At 73.7% G+C, this 15,483-nt stretch carries 11 protein-coding genes; 6 read left to right on the top strand and 5 right to left on the bottom strand.

All coding sequences use genetic code 11. The features are described 5' to 3' along the window. Window positions 1–97: 97 nt before the first annotated feature. Window positions 98–754, bottom strand: a complete 657-nt coding sequence (locus ACFW9D_RS17845; protein ID WP_384623030.1) for a TetR/AcrR family transcriptional regulator — start codon at window positions 752–754, stop codon at window positions 98–100. A 304-nt stretch (window positions 755–1,058) separates the two neighbouring features. Then, on the bottom strand, window positions 1,059–2,654 hold the full coding sequence (locus tag ACFW9D_RS17840) for a DHA2 family efflux MFS transporter permease subunit (protein WP_188339269.1): 1,596 nt from the start codon (window positions 2,652–2,654) through the stop codon (window positions 1,059–1,061). A 183-nt stretch (window positions 2,655–2,837) separates the two neighbouring features. Here ACFW9D_RS17840 and panB point away from each other — a divergent pair, with 183 nt between their 5' ends. The 3 genes from panB to ACFW9D_RS17825 all read left to right on the top strand — a co-directional run bounded on the left by panB (window position 2,838) and on the right by ACFW9D_RS17825 (window position 6,320). After that, window positions 2,838–3,713, top strand: coding sequence for a 3-methyl-2-oxobutanoate hydroxymethyltransferase (gene panB, locus ACFW9D_RS17835; protein ID WP_188339268.1), 876 nt, complete (start codon window positions 2,838–2,840; stop codon window positions 3,711–3,713). 763 nt (window positions 3,714–4,476) lie between these two features. Continuing rightward, the gene (locus ACFW9D_RS17830) at window positions 4,477–5,499 is read left to right on the top strand and encodes an ATP-binding cassette domain-containing protein (protein ID WP_384623004.1); all 1,023 of its coding nucleotides are present in this window, start codon (window positions 4,477–4,479) and stop codon (window positions 5,497–5,499) included. Continuing rightward, window positions 5,496–6,320, top strand: coding sequence for an ABC transporter permease (locus ACFW9D_RS17825; protein ID WP_188339266.1), 825 nt, complete (start codon window positions 5,496–5,498; stop codon window positions 6,318–6,320). Before ACFW9D_RS17830 ends, ACFW9D_RS17825 begins: the two co-directional genes overlap by 4 nt. 33 nt (window positions 6,321–6,353) lie before the next feature. Here ACFW9D_RS17825 and ACFW9D_RS17820 read toward each other — a convergent pair whose 3' ends face one another. Continuing rightward, window positions 6,354–9,647: a BTAD domain-containing putative transcriptional regulator gene (locus tag ACFW9D_RS17820; RefSeq protein WP_384623002.1), complete on the bottom strand. Its 3,294-nt coding sequence runs from the start codon at window positions 9,645–9,647 to the stop codon at window positions 6,354–6,356. Between the two features lie 408 nt (window positions 9,648–10,055). Between ACFW9D_RS17820 and ACFW9D_RS17815 the strand changes: the two genes are divergently transcribed. Next, a complete protein-coding gene (locus tag ACFW9D_RS17815) occupies window positions 10,056–10,862 on the top strand; it encodes a site-2 protease family protein (RefSeq protein ID WP_384623001.1) in 807 nt (268 codons plus the stop codon). On the opposite strand, the gene ACFW9D_RS17810 is transcribed toward ACFW9D_RS17815, so the two are convergent. Next, window positions 10,846–11,040, bottom strand: coding sequence for a hypothetical protein (locus ACFW9D_RS17810; protein WP_188339263.1), 195 nt, complete (start codon window positions 11,038–11,040; stop codon window positions 10,846–10,848). The genes ACFW9D_RS17815 and ACFW9D_RS17810 overlap by 17 nt on opposite strands. A 114-nt stretch (window positions 11,041–11,154) precedes the next feature. Next, window positions 11,155–11,874 carry an NADPH-dependent F420 reductase gene (gene npdG, locus ACFW9D_RS17805; RefSeq protein WP_384623000.1) on the bottom strand — a complete coding sequence of 240 codons (720 nt, stop codon included), beginning with the start codon at window positions 11,872–11,874 and terminating at the stop codon, window positions 11,155–11,157. 117 nt (window positions 11,875–11,991) lie between these two features. On the opposite strand from npdG, the gene ACFW9D_RS17800 reads away from it, so the two are divergent. Both ACFW9D_RS17800 and ACFW9D_RS17795 read left to right on the top strand, forming a co-directional pair. Beyond that, window positions 11,992–12,600: a hypothetical protein gene (locus tag ACFW9D_RS17800; protein WP_188339261.1), complete on the top strand. Its 609-nt coding sequence runs from the start codon at window positions 11,992–11,994 to the stop codon at window positions 12,598–12,600. A gap of 1,628 nt (window positions 12,601–14,228) precedes the next feature. Further along, window positions 14,229–15,483, top strand: a 1,255-nt coding sequence (locus ACFW9D_RS17795; RefSeq protein ID WP_384622998.1) for an MFS transporter, incomplete at its 3' end; no start/stop codon positions are given.

Raw genomic sequence — 15,483 nt, 5'->3', positions numbered from 1 at the left:
GTGATGTGTCGTCCGTACTGCGACGAGGACGAGCGGGGCGGGGCGCCGGGTTCCGGTCCGGCCGGTCCAGGGGGCCTCTGTGACGAAACCCGCACAATCACCCGAGGGGCGGGACCTGCGGCTTTTCACTCCGGACGCCTTCTGTTCCGGGCGCGTTGAGGAGGCCGCGCAGGACGGTGTCGACGACGCGGGCGGAGAGGTCGTCGGCGAGCGGCGCGTCGGACCGCATGACGGTGCGCAGCAGCATGGGGCCGCTGAGGAGGTCGCCGGCGAGTTCGATGTCGGTGCCTTCGGGGAGTTCGCCTTCGGCGACGGCGCGGCGCAGTACGCCGTGCATGGCGCGGCGGCGGGGCTCGACGACGACCTCGTGGTACGCGTCCCAGAGCTTGGGCAGGGTCTTCATCTGGGCGAACACGTTGTGGAGCAGGGCCGAGTTGCGCAGGTTGAGGCCGCGCCGGCGCATGTGTTCCAGGAGGCGGATCAGATCGTCGCGCAGGGAGGTGCCGGGGAGTTCGGGGTCCGGCCCCTCGATGGAGGCGACGACGTCGACGAAGAGTTCTTCCTTGCCGCTCCAGCGCCGGTAGATGGTGGCCTTGCCGACGCCGGCGGTGCGGGCGATGCGCTCGATGGACAGTTCGGCGAGCGGGACGCCTTCTTCGAGGAGCTTCACGACGCCCTCGACGATGGCGAGTTCGGCGGCCTCGCTGCGGGGGCGGCCGCGCGCGGGCGCGGGGCAGTCGGCGGCCCCGCGCATCCGGTGGCGCTGGTAGGAGCGCGCTACGGTACCGGCGTCGCCCGGCCCCGTTTCCGGTTCCGGGACCGCGACCGGCTCCGGGACCGTCACCGGCCGGGTCGCCGGGTCGCTCACCGGGGTGCTCTCGGGGTCGTTCTCCGGGCCCGTGCGCGCGCCGGTCGCCACACCGCCCGCACCCGTGTCCGCACCGGTGCCCGTACCCGTGTCCACGTGTCGCCTCCGCTTCCGCCACGCCCCGGAACCCTGCCGTCCAGCGGGGGTCCGGGGTGATTCTCTCAGCGTCGTCAGCCCCCGTGTGCGGTGATCAGTGCCGCGCGCCCACCTTCTCCGGCTCGCCGCTCTGCCCCTGCGGTGCCGCGGGCGGCCGGCCGGGCAGGAAGAGGCCGGTGACGACCGCGCTGACCAGGGCGACTCCGGCGCCCCACAGCGCGGTGACGTGCATGGCGTGCAGGAAGGCGTCGTTGGCGGGGCCGATCAGGGCCTCGCCGCGCGGGCCGAGCTTCTCGGCGACTCCGAGCGTCGCCTCGATGGAGCCGCCGGCGGCGTCGCGCAGGCCGGGCGGGAGCAGGCCCAGCTTGTCCTCGATGCCGCCGCGGTACGCGGTGGAGAGCACGGAGCCGAGTACGGCGATGCCGAGCGCGCCGCCGACCTGCCGGAAGGTGTTGCTCAGCGCGGACGCCGAGCCGGCCTTCTCGCGCGGCAGGGCCTGCATGATGACGACGCTGGTCGGCGTCATGACGTGGGCCATGCCCGTACCCATCAGGAAGAACATCACTTCCAGGAGCCAGATCGGGGTGTCGGCGTCGAGGATCGTGAACGCGGCGAGCATGGCGGCGAGCAGCACCAGGCCGCCCGTCGTGGTGACCCGCACGCCGAACCGGTCGACGACGAGCCGGGCGCGCGGCGCGAAGATCAGCTGGGCGACGGCCAGCGGCAGCATCAGGGCGCCGGTCTGCAGCGGCGAGTACCCGCGCACGCTCTGCGTGTAGAAGACGGAGAAGAACGTGACGCCCATGAGGGCGAAGAAGACCAGGGCGATCGCGGCGATGGCCGCCGAGAACACCTTGTTCTTGAAGTAGTCGATGTCGATCGACGGGTGGTCGCTGCGCTTCTCGTAGAGCACGAAGCCGACCAGGACGGCGAGGCCCGCGGCGATCGTGGCCAGGACCTGCGGGCTGGTGAAGTCGCCCTCGTCGCCGCCCTTGATGATCCCGTAGACGAGCAGGACGAGGCCGACGATGGAGAGCGCGACGCCGACGAGGTCGATGCGGCCGGGCTTGGGGTCCTTGGAGTCGGGCACGAGCGCGATCATCAGGACCACGGCGAGGATCACGATCGGCACGTTGACCAGGAAGACCGAGCCCCACCAGAAGTGGTCGAGCAGCAGGCCGCCGGTGATCGGGCCGATGGCGATGGCGAGGCCGACGCCGCCCGCCCAGATGCCGATGGCCTTGGGCTGCTCCTCGCGCTCGAAGACGTTCATGAGCACGGCGAGGGTGGCGGGCATGACGAACGCGGCGCCGAGGCCCATGAGCGCGCGGAACGCGATGAGCTGCACCGGGGAGCCGGACTCGGCGGCGAGCGCGGAGCCGATGCCGAAGACGACGAGGCCGCCGATGAGGACCTTCTTGCGGCCGACGCGGTCGCCGAGCAGGCCGGCCGTGAACAGGAGGCCGGCGAAGACGAGGGTGTAGGCGTTGATGGCCCACTCGAGCTCGCTCTGGGTGGCGCCGAGGCCCGTCGGGGCGGGGGTCGAGATCGTCTTGATCGCGACGTTCAGGATGGAGTTGTCGAGGACGACGATCAGCAGGCTCAGCATGAGCACGCCGAGGATGGCCCAGCGGCGGCGGTGCACCGCCTCGGGTATCCGAGATGCCTCGGGAGCGACGGGAGTGGTCATGCGTACGAGCCTAGCCCCATTTCGATACGGCACCGTTCCGTATTGGAAGTCCGGGAGACTTCCCTTACCGAGGCTTTACCGGGGTCGTGTGCTCTGGCGCGGGGGCTGCACGCGGTGCCACCATGGGAGGTGATCCGGGGACGCCGTCAGGGCGCCTCGAGACGAATTGAAGGAGCCGTTGCGATGACGCAACACGTTCAGGCTGCCCCGACGCAGTCCGCCGACAGCAGCAATCCCAAGGCGCTGTACGGGGGCAAGGGCACCCGGCGCATCACCGTGCGCGACATCACGCTCGCCAAGGAGCGGGGCGAGAAGTGGCCCATGCTCACCGCCTACGACGCCATGACCGCGTCGGTGTTCGACGAGGCCGGCATCCCCGTCATGCTGGTCGGCGACTCCGCCGGCAACTGTCACCTCGGCTACGAGACCACGGTCCCGGTCACCCTGGACCAGCTCACGATGCTCTCCGCCGCCGTCGTGCGCGGCACGTCCCGCGCGCTCATCGTCGGCGACCTGCCCTTCGGGTCCTACCAGGAGGGGCCCACGCAGGCGCTGCGCTCCGCGATGCAGCTCGTCAAGGAGGCGGGCGTCGGCGCGGTCAAGCTGGAGGGCGGCGAGCGCTCGCACGCCCAGATCAAGCTGCTCGTCGAGGCCGGCATCCCGGTCATGGCGCACATCGGCCTGACCCCGCAGTCGGTCAACACGCAGGGTTACCGGGTGCAGGGGCGCGGCGAGGAGGCGGCGCAGCAGCTGCTGCGGGACGCGAAGTCGGTCCAGGACGCGGGCGCCTTCGCGGTCGTCCTCGAACTGGTCCCGGCGGAGCTCGCCGCGGAGGTCACGCGGACGCTCCACATCCCCACCGTCGGGATCGGCGCGGGCCCCGAGACGGACGCGCAGGTCCTCGTCTGGACGGACGCGCTCGGGCTCACCGGGGGCAAGATGCCGCGCTTCGTCAAGCAGTACGCCGATCTGCGTACCGTCATGTCCGACGCGGCGAAGGCGTTTGCGGAGGACGTGGTCGGCGGAACGTTCCCTCAGGAGGAGCACTCCGTCCACTGAGGCGGGGCCCCTCCTGAACACATCTGAGCCATAGCGGCACCATCGCAGCCCGTCGATCTTCCCCCGTCGACGGGCTGCGTCACGCTCCGCTGGGTTGAACCGTCGTGTGTACCCGGTGCCTCGGCGGGCCGCGGGGAGGGCCCACCTCCGCCGTGGGGTCCCGTCGGGCTGAGCTCCGGTGCCGGTGCGCGCTCGGTCGCCCCAGCCTCGGAGCCGCGCCCCGGCCCCGAGTACGCCGTCCGGCCGACCCAGCCCTGGAACCGCGCCCCGGCCCCGGGTACGCAGTCCGGTCGACCCAGCCTTGGGCAGTCTGCCGCCTGGGGCGATGGGGGTACCCCCTGCTCGAGCGAAGCCGAGAGCTTGGGGGAGGGTGGGCAAGGCGGCACCCCGGCGCCGGGTGCGCGATTCAGCGGGCCTCCGCTACAGCGCCGCCGCCGTAGGGGCTGAGGATCGTCGCCGGGTGCCGCCCGGTGGGGCTTCTCGCGCAGTTCCCCGCGCCCCTGAAGGGCACACTCCGTGCGCCCCCCAAGGGTTGGGGCTTCTCGCGCCCCGCGGCGGAGCCGCTGATCCGGTACAGCCCCGCGCCCCTGAGGACACGCTCCGCGTGCCCCAGGAGGCCATGACGCTCGCGCCCCGCGGCGGAGGCGCTGATCCGGTACAACCCCGCGCCTCGCGCCGCCGGTGTCGGCGGGCTGTCGGCGGGGCGCGGGCGCTGTCGGTGGGATGTCGGTCGGGTGTCGGTGGGGGGCGTCAGATTGGGGGCATGACGCGAATCGACGTGAACCCCGAAGGCGGCCGAGGAGTCGCCGTGGCCGTGCGGGGGCTGGTCAAGCACTACGGCGAGACCAAGGCCCTGGACGGTGTCGACCTGGACGTGCACGAGGGCACCGTGATGGGTGTGCTCGGCCCGAACGGCGCCGGCAAGACCACCCTCGTACGCTGCCTGTCCACCCTGATCACCCCCGACGCCGGCACCGCGGTCGTCGCCGGTTACGACGCCGTGCGCCAGCCCCGCCAGCTGCGCCGCGTGATCGGCCTCACCGGCCAGTACGCCTCGGTCGACGAGAAGCTCTCCGGCCGGGAGAACCTCTACCTGATCGGGCGCCTGCTCGACCTGTCCCGCAAGGAGGCCCGCGCCCGGGCCGACGCGCTGCTGGAGCGGTTCTCGCTGACCGAGGCGGCGAGCCGCCCGGCCCGGACCTACTCCGGAGGCATGCGGCGCCGCCTCGACCTGGCCGCCTCCATGATCGGCCGCCCACACGTGCTCTACCTCGACGAGCCGACGACCGGCCTCGACCCCCGGACCCGCAACGAGGTGTGGGACGAGGTCAAGAGCATGGTGCGGGACGGCGTGACCGTGCTGCTCACCACCCAGTACATGGAGGAGGCCGAGCAGCTGGCCTCCGAGCTGACCGTCATCGACCGCGGCCGCGTCATCGCGAACGGCGGCATCGACGAGCTCAAGGCGAAGGTCGGCGGCCGCACGCTGCGGATCCGCCCCACGGACCCGCTGGAGCTGCGCCCGCTGGCGCACGCGCTGGACGACCTGGGCCTGACCGGCCTCGCCACGACCACCGTGGACACCGAGTCCGGCACCGTGCTCGTCCCGATCCTGAGCGACGAGCAGCTGACCGCCGTCGTCGGCGCGGTCACCGCGCGCGGCATCACGATCGGCTCCATCGCCACCGAACTGCCCAGCCTGGACGAGGTGTTCCTGTCCATCACCGGCCAGAAGGCGACCGTCCCCCAGGACGCCAGGCCCGAACTCGAGGAGGTCGCCGTATGAGTACCGCCACCACCGCTCCCACCATCACCGTCGCGGCCGACCCCCGGATCGGACTGCGCGGCCACCTGCGCCACACCGGCGCCCTCGTCCGCCGCAATCTGCTGTGGATCAAGCAGGACCCCGAGTCGATGATGGACGCGGTCCTGATGCCCGTCATCTTCACGCTGCTGTTCGTGTACGTCTTCGGCGGCTCGATCGGCCAGTCCCTCGGCGGCGGCCAGCAGCAGTACGTGCAGTACGTGATCCCCGGCATGGTCGCGATGATGAGCATGAACATCGCGCAGGGCGTCGGCACCGGCTTCAACGAGGACTTCCACAAGGGGATCATGGACCGCTTCCGGTCCCTGCCCATCGGACGCGGCTCGGTCCTGATCGCGAAGATCTCCGTCGAACTGCTGCGCCTGCTCGTCGCCACCACCGTGCTGATGGTCGTCGCGGTCCTGGTCGGCTTCGACATCACGAACTGGGGCGGACTGTTCGCCGCGCTCGGCCTGTCCGCGCTGTTCGGCTCCGCCGTCATGTGGATCTTCCTGGTCCTCGGCGTGACCATGAAGAACGCCCAGTCCGTGCAGGCGATGGGCTTCCTGGTGATGATGCCGCTCCAGTTCGGCTCGTCGATCTTCGCGCCGACCGCGTCGATGCCGGGCTGGCTGGAGAACTTCACCAAGTACAACCCGATGTCCGGGCTCGCGGACGCCGCCCGCGGTCTCATGGTGGGCGGCCCGGTCGCCCACGGCCTGTGGGTGACGCTCGCCTGGACCGCCGGCCTGACGGTCGTCATGGCCCCGGTCGCGATCCGAAAGTTCACCAAGAAGGCCTGACACAAGACCGGTTCACCCGGTACGCGTCTGACGTCAGAAGAGGGCGGCGGCCTCCTCCACGGAGAGGGCGCCGCCCTCGGCGCGCTCCCGCTCGTAGTCCGCGTCGTCGAGCACGGCGCGCAGGGCCGCCTCCGCGTCGGCCCGCCACTTGCGCTCCATCCCGTTCGGGATGTGCCCCTCCGGCAGCGAGGCGTCCGCCGCGCCGATCAGCCGGGCCGCACGGCACGTGTCGCCGTCCTGCCCGCGCAGGGTGAGCGCGCGGGCCGCGGTGAGCAGCTGCATCGCCATCAGGTGCGGCATGATGATCACGGCCAGCGGGTCCGCGGCGAGCTCCACGGCCCGCGACACGTTCGCCAGCGCCGACTCGGCGCATCCCTCGGTGACGTCGATCATCGCTTCCATGCCGGTCAGCATGGAGTGGAAGAAGTTGACCCCCTGCCCCGCGAACTCCTCGCGCAGCAGCTCCAGTTGCTCCCGCGCCTCGGCGATCCGGCCGGTCGAGGCGAGGCGGCCGACGAGGATCATCCGGGCGACGGGCCGGGCCTCGTTCGCCGGCCGTCGCGCGGAGTCGAGCGCCTGCCACAGCATCCGCTCCCCCTCCTCCGCCTCCCCCAGCTCGATCAGCACCTGCCCCAGCCGCACCTGGAGGATCGTCGACTGGGCGTGCGCGCCCATGTCCTCGGCGACCTCACGGGCCCGCCGGAAGTCGGCGGCCGCCTGCGCGAACCGGCCGAGCTTCTCGTGCGCCTCGCCGCGCGCCGACAGCGCCTCGGCGACGCCCCACTCGTCACCGAGCCGGGTGAACAGCTCGATCGACTCGTCGGCGTCCGCGATCCCGGTCGCGGCCCAGGAGGCCCGGTTGGCGTGCAGGTTGGCGCGCAGTTGCAGGACGAGGGCGAGCTCCCACTCGTAGCCGAGTTCCCGGCAGGTCGCGACGGTGATGTCGGTGAGCCGGTGCAGCCGCTCCAGGTCGCCGGTCATGACGACGGCGAAGTACCAGATGTTGCCGGGCGGACGGCAGGCCTGCGGCAGGTCGGCCCGGTAGGTGTCGACGATGATCCGCAGCCGCTCCTGCCCGGCCTCGGAGCGCCACTCGTCCATCTCCATGTCCATGGTCGCGAACCGGCACAGGTGGAGCTGGCGGCGGGCCTCGTCGAGGAGTTCGCCCGCGAACGGGGGCGGGGCGTCGGTGCAGCGCTCCAGGATCGGCGGGGCTGGCCGGGCGGGCCCGGCGAACGGGTCGGGGCCGAGCGCGGCGACCTCCCGCGTCCAGGTGCGGCCGTCGGTGCGCAGGTCCCGCATCTGCCAGAACCAGGCGAGCGACAGGACGAGCCCGAGCCCCTCCTGCTCGTCCCGCGCGGCGACGGCGTGCCGCAGGGCGGTGCGCAGGTTCTCGTAGTCGCGCTCGATGCGGGCGACGGCGGCACGCTGGTGGCGGCCGCGCAGCAACGGGTCGGTGGTGCGGGCGAGTTCGCGGTAGTACGTGAGGTGAGCGCGCTCGGCGCTCTCCCGGTCGCCGGCCTCGTCGAGCCGGTCGCCCGCGTACTCGGCGACGGTCTCCAGGAGCCGGTAGCGCATGCCGCCCTCGTCGTCGGGGGCGGCGACCACGAGGGACTTGTCGACGAGCGAGCCGAGCGCCTCCAGCACGTCGGGGGCGTCCGCGCCGGCGGTGGCGCACACGGACTCGGCTGCGGCCAGGTCGCAGCCGCCGCTGAACACGGACAGACGGGCGAGGACGGTGCGCTCGGGTGCGTCGAGCAGATCCCAGGACCAGTCGACGACGGCGCGCAGGGTCTGCTGGCGGGGCAGCGCGGTGCGCGCGCCGGAGGTGAGCAGCCGGAAACGGTCGTCGAGCCGGTCGGCGATCTGGCGCGGGGTGAGCATCCGCAGCCGGGCGGCGGCGAGTTCGATGGCCAGCGGCAGTCCGTCGAGGCGGCGGCAGATCTCGCCGACGGCCTCCGGGGCCTCGTCGACGGTGAACCCGGGGCGCACGGCGGCGCCGCGCTCGCCGAACAGCCGCAGCGCGTACGGCTCCGGGAGCGGCTCGACCGGCTGGAGGGCCTCGCCCGGGACGCCGAGGGGTTCGCGGCTGGTGGCGAGGACGGTGACGCCGGGGCAGCGGGCGAGGAGCTGTTCGGCGAGGGTGGCCGCCGCGTCGATCACGTGCTCGCAGTTGTCGAGGATGATCAGCATGCGGCGGTCGGCGCAGTGCTCGACGAGGCGGACGAGCGGGTCGTCGCCGTGCCGCTCGCTCGCGACGCGCAGTTCCTCGGCGCCGGCGCCGCGCAGCACGGTCTCGCGGGCACCGAGCGCGCTGACGACGGCCTCCGGCACGGCCTCGGGGTCGCCGACGGGGGCGAGCTCGGCCAGCCACACCCCGTCCGGGACGGCGTCGCCGCCGGCCAGGCCGTCGGCGACCTCCTGCGACAGGCGGGTCTTTCCGGCGCCGCCCGGGCCGAGGAGCGTGACGAGGCGGGCGCGGGCCAGTTCGGCGCGGATCGCCTCGATGTCGTGCTCGCGGCCCACGAAGGAGGTGAGCCGGGCCCGCAGGTTCCCGCGCACCCCGGACGCCTTCCGTACGGGCCGGTCGACCGGGCCGGGGTCGAGCAACTCGGCGTGCAGCGAGCGCAGTTCGGGCCCCGGGTCGGCGCCGAGCCGGTCGGCCAGCCCCCGGCGCACGTCCTCGTAGGCGGCCAGCGCCTGGGCCGCGCGGCCGGTGTCGCGCAGGGCGCGCAGCCGCAGCGCCTGGAGCGGTTCGTCCAGCGGGTGCGCCGCGCACAGGGCGGTCAGCTCGGGCAGCGCGGACTCGGCCCGGCCGAGCGCGAGCAAGGCGGTGAGGCGGGCGCGGCGGGCATCGAGGCGGCGGGCGTCCCAGCGGGCGGCCTCGGCGGTGCGGTCGGGGAGGTCGGCGAGGGCGGGGCCGCGCCACAGGGCGAGCGCGTCGTCGAGGGCGTCGGCCGCCTTCGCCGGGTCGTCGTCGGCGAGGGCGCGCAGCCCGTCGGCGGTGAGCCGCTCGAAGCGGAACAGGTCGATGTCGTCGGAGGTCGCCGCGAGCCGGTAGCCGCCGCTGTCCGCCGAGTCGACCGCGCCGGCGCCGAGGGTACGGCGCAGCCGTCCGACGAGGGCCTGCAAGGCGCCCGGGGCGTCGGCGGGCGGTTCGGCGCCCCACACCTCGTCGACGAGCAGGGCGGCGGGGACGGTGCGGCCGGGGCGCAGGGCGAGGGTGGTCAGGAGCGCGCGGAGTCTGGCTCCGCCGACCGGGACGGGGGTGCCGTCGTCGCGGAGCGCCTCCGTCGGACCTAGCAGGCGATAGCGCACGGGGCCCATTGTCGCCGGTCGGGCGGCGTGAGTCAGCGCGGGGTTGCCGGGGTGCGGGTTCGTCGTGGTTCGGCGGTCTGCCGCCGTGGCGGGTTGGGCCTTCGTTGCCGGGTGGGGCTTTCGTCGTGGTTCGGCGGCCTGTCGCCGTGGCGGGGTGGGCCTTCGTCGCCGCGTGCGGGTTTCGTCGTGGCTGGTCGCGCAGTTCCCCGCGCCCCTGAAGGCGCACTCCGTGCGCCCCAGGGGCATGTCGGTCGCGCCTGCGACGGAGCCGCTGAGGCGTGCGCTTCGCGTCGGCTTCCTCGGGCGGGCGGGAACTCCTTGTGGAGGGCGGGGCGTTTTTCGGGGGTGGCCGGGTACGTTCGGTCACGCCGTCGATCACCGGCGTCATCGGACCCGCGACCCCTGGAGTGCCCGTTCATGAAGTCCGCCTCCGCCCGGCGCGGCACCAACCGGATCAGCCCCGTGTTCCTCGGGATCGCCGCCGTCACGGCGGTGTCCGGGTGGGCGGTGTGGACGGACTTCGCGGCGGCGCCGGGCGTCGCGGTGTTCCTGTTCGTGACGGGCGCGTGGATCGTCTCGCTGTGCCTGCACGAGTACGCGCACGCCCGCACGGCCCTGCACAGCGGCGATCTGTCCGTCGGCGCCAAGGGCTACCTCACGCTGAATCCGCTCGTCTACTCGCACGCCGTGCTGAGCATCATCCTCCCGGTGATCTTCGTGATCATGGGCGGCATCGGTCTGCCCGGCGGGGCGGTCTACATCGAGCGGGGCCGGATCCGCGGGCGCTGGAAGCACAGTCTGATCTCGGCGGCGGGCCCGCTGACGAACGTGCTCTTCGCCGTCGTCTGCACCGCCCCGTTCTGGCTGGACGCGCTCGACGGGGTGCCGGACACCTTCCGGTACGCGCTCGGTTTCCTGGCGCTGCTCCAGGTGACCGCGGCGATCCTGAACTTCCTGCCGGTGCCGGGCCTCGACGGCTACGGGGTCATCGAGCCCTGGCTGTCGTACAAGATCAGGCGGCAGGTGGAGCCGTTCGCCCCGTTCGGGCTGCTCGCGGTCTTCGCGATCCTGTGGATCCCGTCGGTCAACGGCTGGTTCTTCGACGCGGTCGACGCCCTGCTGCGCGGCCTGGGCGTGACCGAGTGGGACACGTACTGGGGCCGCAGGTTCTACGAGTTCTGGGAGGGGACGCCGGAGATCCCGACCGTCACGCTGCCTCGGTAGGGCGCGCGGCTTCCTTCTCCATGCGGGCCTTGCGGACGTAGAACCACGTCATGTTCGACGTGATGCCGGCGATCAGGACCCACACGACACCCAGGAAGCTGCCCTGGACGAAGGAGACCACCGCGGCGGCGACGGCGAGGACGCAGAGCACGAGGGCGAAGAGTGCGATGCGGGGCATGGGGGTCGGCTCCAATACGGCACGTACGGCACGGCGGTGTTTCGCCGTTTCGCCGACCAGTGTCCCCCATGCCCCGCCCGCGCCTGAACGCGCCCTGATTGCGCGGGCGTGTGGTTATACGTCCGTGACGCGCAGACCCGCGTGGGCCTTGTAGCGGCGGTTCACCGAGATGAGGTTCGCGACCAGGGACTCGACCTGGTGGGCGTTGCGCAGGCGGCCCGCGAAGACGCCGCGCATTCCGGGGATGCGGGCGGCCAGCGCCTGCACGGTGTCCGTGTCCTCGCGGGACTCGCCGAGCACCATCACGTCGGTGTCGATCTCCTCGATCGCCGGGTCGGCGAGCAGCACGGCCGACAGGTGGTGGAAGGCGGCGGTGACCCGGGAGTCGGGGAGCAGGGCGGCGGCCTGCTCGGCGGCGCTGCCCTCCTCGGGCTTCAGGGCGTAGGCGCCCTTCTTGTCGAAGCCGAGCGGGTTCACGCAGTCGACGACGAGCTTGCCGGCGAGGTCCTCGCGCAGCGCCTCCAGGGTCGCGCCGTGTCCGTCCCAGGGGACGGCGACGATGACGATGTCGCTGCGGCGGGCGCACTCGGCGTTGTCGGCGCCCTCGATGCCGAGGCCCAGTTCGTCGGCGGCCGCCTGGGCGCGCTCGGCGGCGCGGGAGCCGAGGATCACCTTCTGTCCGGCGCGGGCGAACCGGTAGGCGAGGCCCTTGCCCTGCGGGCCGGTGCCGCCGAGCACGCCGACGACGAGCCCGGACACGTCGGGCAGCTCCCAGGGGTCCTTGGCGGGGGCCTTCGCGGGGGCGGCGGGCTGTGCGCTGTCACTGGTAGTCATGAGGCGACCTTACTCATGCGTACGGTCCTGGTCAGCAGGGTCGGCCTGTGACTCGTACGGGCGGTCTTGGGGCGAACGGGCCGGACGGGGGCGGTGGTTCGGGCACCATGCGGGGCCATGGACGCCGTACGAGTAGCCCTGCTGCGCGAGGTCCTCGCCGGAACGGGGTGGCCCGCCGCCACCCGCCGCTTCGCCGGGGCGCTGCGCTCGTCGGTGTCGGCGCACGGGGGCGGACTGCTCCTCGTCGGCACCGAGTCGTACGAGCCCTGGCACCTGGCGGCGCACCTGGTGGACGAGGCCGCGTGGTCCGGGACGCCGGAACTGGCGCCGACCCTCGTCCGGCACGCCGCGCGGCCCGACGACCCGGCGCACCTGGCGGTCGGGCTCGGACGGCTGGAGGCGGCGCGGCGCGGGGAGACGCTGCTGGTGGTGACGCCGGACGAGGCGGGGGCGGGGCTGCTGGAGCGGGTGCACGACGCGCGGCGGGCGGGGGCGACGGTGCTCGCGCTCGACGCGGAGGGGGCGGGTGGGGAGCTTCGGGCGATGGCCCACGACGCGCTGACCGTGCCCGGTGACACGGACCTCGACCTCGACACGGTGCAGCATCTGGTGAGTGCGGCGGCCGGGGAGAACGCGGTGCCGGCGCCCCGCGCCCGCCGCGGCTTCCGCGACCGCCTCTCCCGCCTCGCCGACCACCTCACGGCTCCGCCGCCGACTCGGTGGTGAGCGGGGGCGCTGCCGCGCGGGTGGGGGCCTCTGCGCGGGGCGATGCCGCGCCGGTGGGGCGTGTGCGCTGGGCGGTGGTGTGCGGGTGGGGGCGTGTACGCCGAGCGGTGTGTGGGCCTCGGCGCCGGCTGCCCCGCCGACGTCCCCGCGCCGTTGGCGGGACGTCCGTCCCGGCACCTCTCACCTACGGCCCGCCCCATCCAACCCTTACCCCGGCCCTGCTCCCCCTCCGGGGGCGTCGGCCCGGTACCCGGCCTCGGGCGACACGCCGGCCCTGGGCGTGCGTTCTGGTTGCCCCACCTCGGGCCGCCCGAACGCCGTCGCCGGCTACAGGGCCGTCGTGGCCGGTCGCGCAGTTCCCCGCGCCCCTGACGGGACGCACCTGCCCCGGTACCCCTCCCCTCTGGCTTGGAGCCTCCTCCCTCCCGACCCGGCGTCTCTTTTGGCCTGCCGCCTGCTCCCACCCACCCGCCCCCCTCCGGGGGCAGCACCCCAGCCCAGGATGCGCATCCAACGACCATCCGGCACCGGGCAGATGCCCCCAAGGAACACGGGGCTGCAACGACATACGACTCCGCCATGCGAACACGACCAGCCTCAGCCCTACTCCCACCACCCGCCCCCTCCGGGGGCGTCGGGCCCGGCACCCGGCCTCGGGCGGCACCCCGGCGCGGGATGCGCACGCCACGCGCAGCAGGCTCGATCATCCACGCCGCCCATTCGGCACCGGGACACCTGCCCGCCAGTAACGCGAGGCTGTACCGATACGCGGCTCCGCGCACGGTGCGACCAGCCTCAGCCCTGCTCCCACCACCCGCCCCCTCCGGGGGCGTCGGGCCCGGCACCCAGCCTCGGGCAGCACCCCAGCTCTGGGCGCGCGTTCCAGACTCCCCGTCTTGAGGCCGCACCCCAGCCCCGGGTACGTGTTCCGGTCGACCCAGCCTTGGGCAGTCTGCCGCCTGGGGCGGCACGGGTGGGCAAGGCGGCACCCCGGTGCCGGGTGCGCGATCGAACGGGCTTCGCCGTAGGGGCCGAGCTCGTCGCCGGCTGCCGCGCCGTCGTGGCTGGTCGCGCAGTTCCCCGCGCCCCTTACGGGGCGTATCTGCCCGGCGCCGGATAGTCGCGTGGTTCATTGCGCCCGCGCTATGGCCGTGGCTGGGCGCCGGGGCCGACCGCCCCGGAGGGGGCGGGTGGGTGGGAGAAAGGCCCGGGCAAGCTCCAGGCCCGATACGCGAACTGGCAGCCCCGCGACTGAGGCGCAAACCAACGCCCGGCACGTCTGAGCCCCACATCGATCGGTACCGGCCCCCGCTGGGGTGCTGCCCAAGGCTCGGCGCCGGGCCGACGCCCGAGGAGGGTCCGGGCAGGATCCAGGAGGCCCGGGCCGCGAACTGGCAGCCCCGCGACTAGGGCGTAAGGCAACGCCCGCCGGACACGGCCCCACGCTGCGGCGCTGCCCGAGGCTGGGCGCACCGGAGGGGGCGGGTGGTGGGAGGAGGGCCCGGGCCGGTGTGCCCGCCCACCCGGGCGGCTCCGCTGGAGTGCGTACCCCGCGCAGGCCCCGGCGCGAGGCGTGCCGGGGATAAATGCGTTGCCGGAGGCGCGGGACGCGTTGAGCATGGGGGGTCGTGTCCGAACAACGCCCGCGTTCCGCGAAGCTCTCCGCCCTGTTGCCCGATCTGACCCCGTGGCGTTCCGTGCGGGACTTCCGGCTGCTCTGGACGCAGGGGCTGGTGACGTACTTCGGCAGTTTCATGGCGATGGTCGCGCTGCCGTTGCAGATCAAGGAGCTGACGGACTCGCCGCTCGCGGTGGGCGCGATGGGCGCGGTGGAGCTGGTGCCGCTCGTGGTGTGCGGTCTGTACGGCGGCGCCCTCGCGGACGCCGTGGACCGGCGCCGGGTGATCCTGTGGACGGAGGCGGGGCTGGGCGGCCTGGCCCTGGTCCTGTTCGTGAACGCGCTGCTGCCGAGCCCGCTGCTGTGGCCGCTGTATGTCGTGGCGGCCGGCGTCTCGGGCCTTGCCGGGCTGCAGCGCCCGGCGCTGGACTCGCTGCTCGCCCGGATCGTGCCGCACGACCAGCTCACCGCCGCGGCGGCGCTCAACGCGCTGCGCTGGAACGCGGGCGCGATCGCGGGCCCGGCCCTGGCGGGCGTGGTCGTCGCGTACGCGGGGCACGCGACCGCGTACGCGGTGACGGTCGTCGGGTTCGCCGTCTCGGTGGCGATGTGCACGCGCCTCGCCCCGGCGCCACCCGCGCACGACGCGGTCAAGCCGTCACTGCGGGGCCTGGCGGAGGGCGCGGCCTACGCGTGGTCGCGGCCGGTGCTGCTCGGCACGTACGCCGTCGACATGGCGGCGATGTTCTTCGCGTTCCCGAACACGGTCTTCCCGTTCCTCGCGGACGAGCTGGACGCGCCGTGGTCCCTGGGTCTGATGTACGCGGCCGGCGCGGTGGGCTCCCTGTTCTGTTCGCTGACCAGCGGCTGGACGTCCCGGGTGCGGCGGCACGGGCTGCTCGTGGTGGCCGGGGCGGCGGCCTGGGGGCTGGCGATCGCGGCGGCGGGGTGGTTCTCGAACGTGTGGCTGGTGCTGGTGTGCCTGGCGGCGGCCGGCGCGGGCGACATGGTGAGCGGCCTGGGCCGCTCCACCATCTGGAACCAGACCATCCCGGACGCCCTGCGCGGCCGCCTCGCCGGCATCGAGGTGCTGTCGTACAGCGTGGGCCCGCCCCAGGGCCACCCGCCGGGGGGGGGCGGGGGGGGCCGGCGTGGCGGGGGGCTACCCCAGCGTCGGACCGGGGGGAGGGTACCACGGGGCGGAGGCGGGGGTGGCGGGGGCGGGCCGGGCCCAGGGGGCGGCGGTCGGCGAGCCAGAGCAGGTC

It is taken from the genome of Streptomyces sp. NPDC059524 (assembly GCF_042749255.1).
Taxonomy (GTDB): Bacteria; Actinomycetota; Actinomycetes; order Streptomycetales; family Streptomycetaceae; genus Streptomyces; species Streptomyces xanthii.
Note: the sequence above shows the minus strand (reverse complement) of the source record. Positions and strands in the feature narration are given on the sequence as shown.

Excerpts from the sequence above, each read along its gene's own strand:
- ACFW9D_RS17825 (WP_188339266.1), top strand. The coding sequence starts at position 5,496 with ATGAGTACCGCCACCACCGCTCCCACCATCACCGTCGCGGCCGACCCC.
- ACFW9D_RS17810 (WP_188339263.1), bottom strand. The coding sequence starts at position 11,040 with ATGCCCCGCATCGCACTCTTCGCCCTCGTGCTCTGCGTCCTCGCCGTC.
- panB (WP_188339268.1), top strand. The coding sequence starts at position 2,838 with ATGACGCAACACGTTCAGGCTGCCCCGACGCAGTCCGCCGACAGCAGC.
- ACFW9D_RS17815 (WP_384623001.1), top strand. The coding sequence starts at position 10,056 with ATGAAGTCCGCCTCCGCCCGGCGCGGCACCAACCGGATCAGCCCCGTG.
- ACFW9D_RS17840 (WP_188339269.1), bottom strand. The coding sequence starts at position 2,654 with ATGACCACTCCCGTCGCTCCCGAGGCATCTCGGATACCCGAGGCGGTG.
- npdG (WP_384623000.1), bottom strand. The coding sequence starts at position 11,874 with ATGACTACCAGTGACAGCGCACAGCCCGCCGCCCCCGCGAAGGCCCCC.
- ACFW9D_RS17800 (WP_188339261.1), top strand. The coding sequence starts at position 11,992 with ATGGACGCCGTACGAGTAGCCCTGCTGCGCGAGGTCCTCGCCGGAACG.
- ACFW9D_RS17845 (WP_384623030.1), bottom strand. The coding sequence starts at position 754 with ATGCGCGGGGCCGCCGACTGCCCCGCGCCCGCGCGCGGCCGCCCCCGC.
- ACFW9D_RS17820 (WP_384623002.1), bottom strand. The coding sequence starts at position 9,647 with ATGGGCCCCGTGCGCTATCGCCTGCTAGGTCCGACGGAGGCGCTCCGC.
- ACFW9D_RS17830 (WP_384623004.1), top strand. The coding sequence starts at position 4,477 with ATGACGCGAATCGACGTGAACCCCGAAGGCGGCCGAGGAGTCGCCGTG.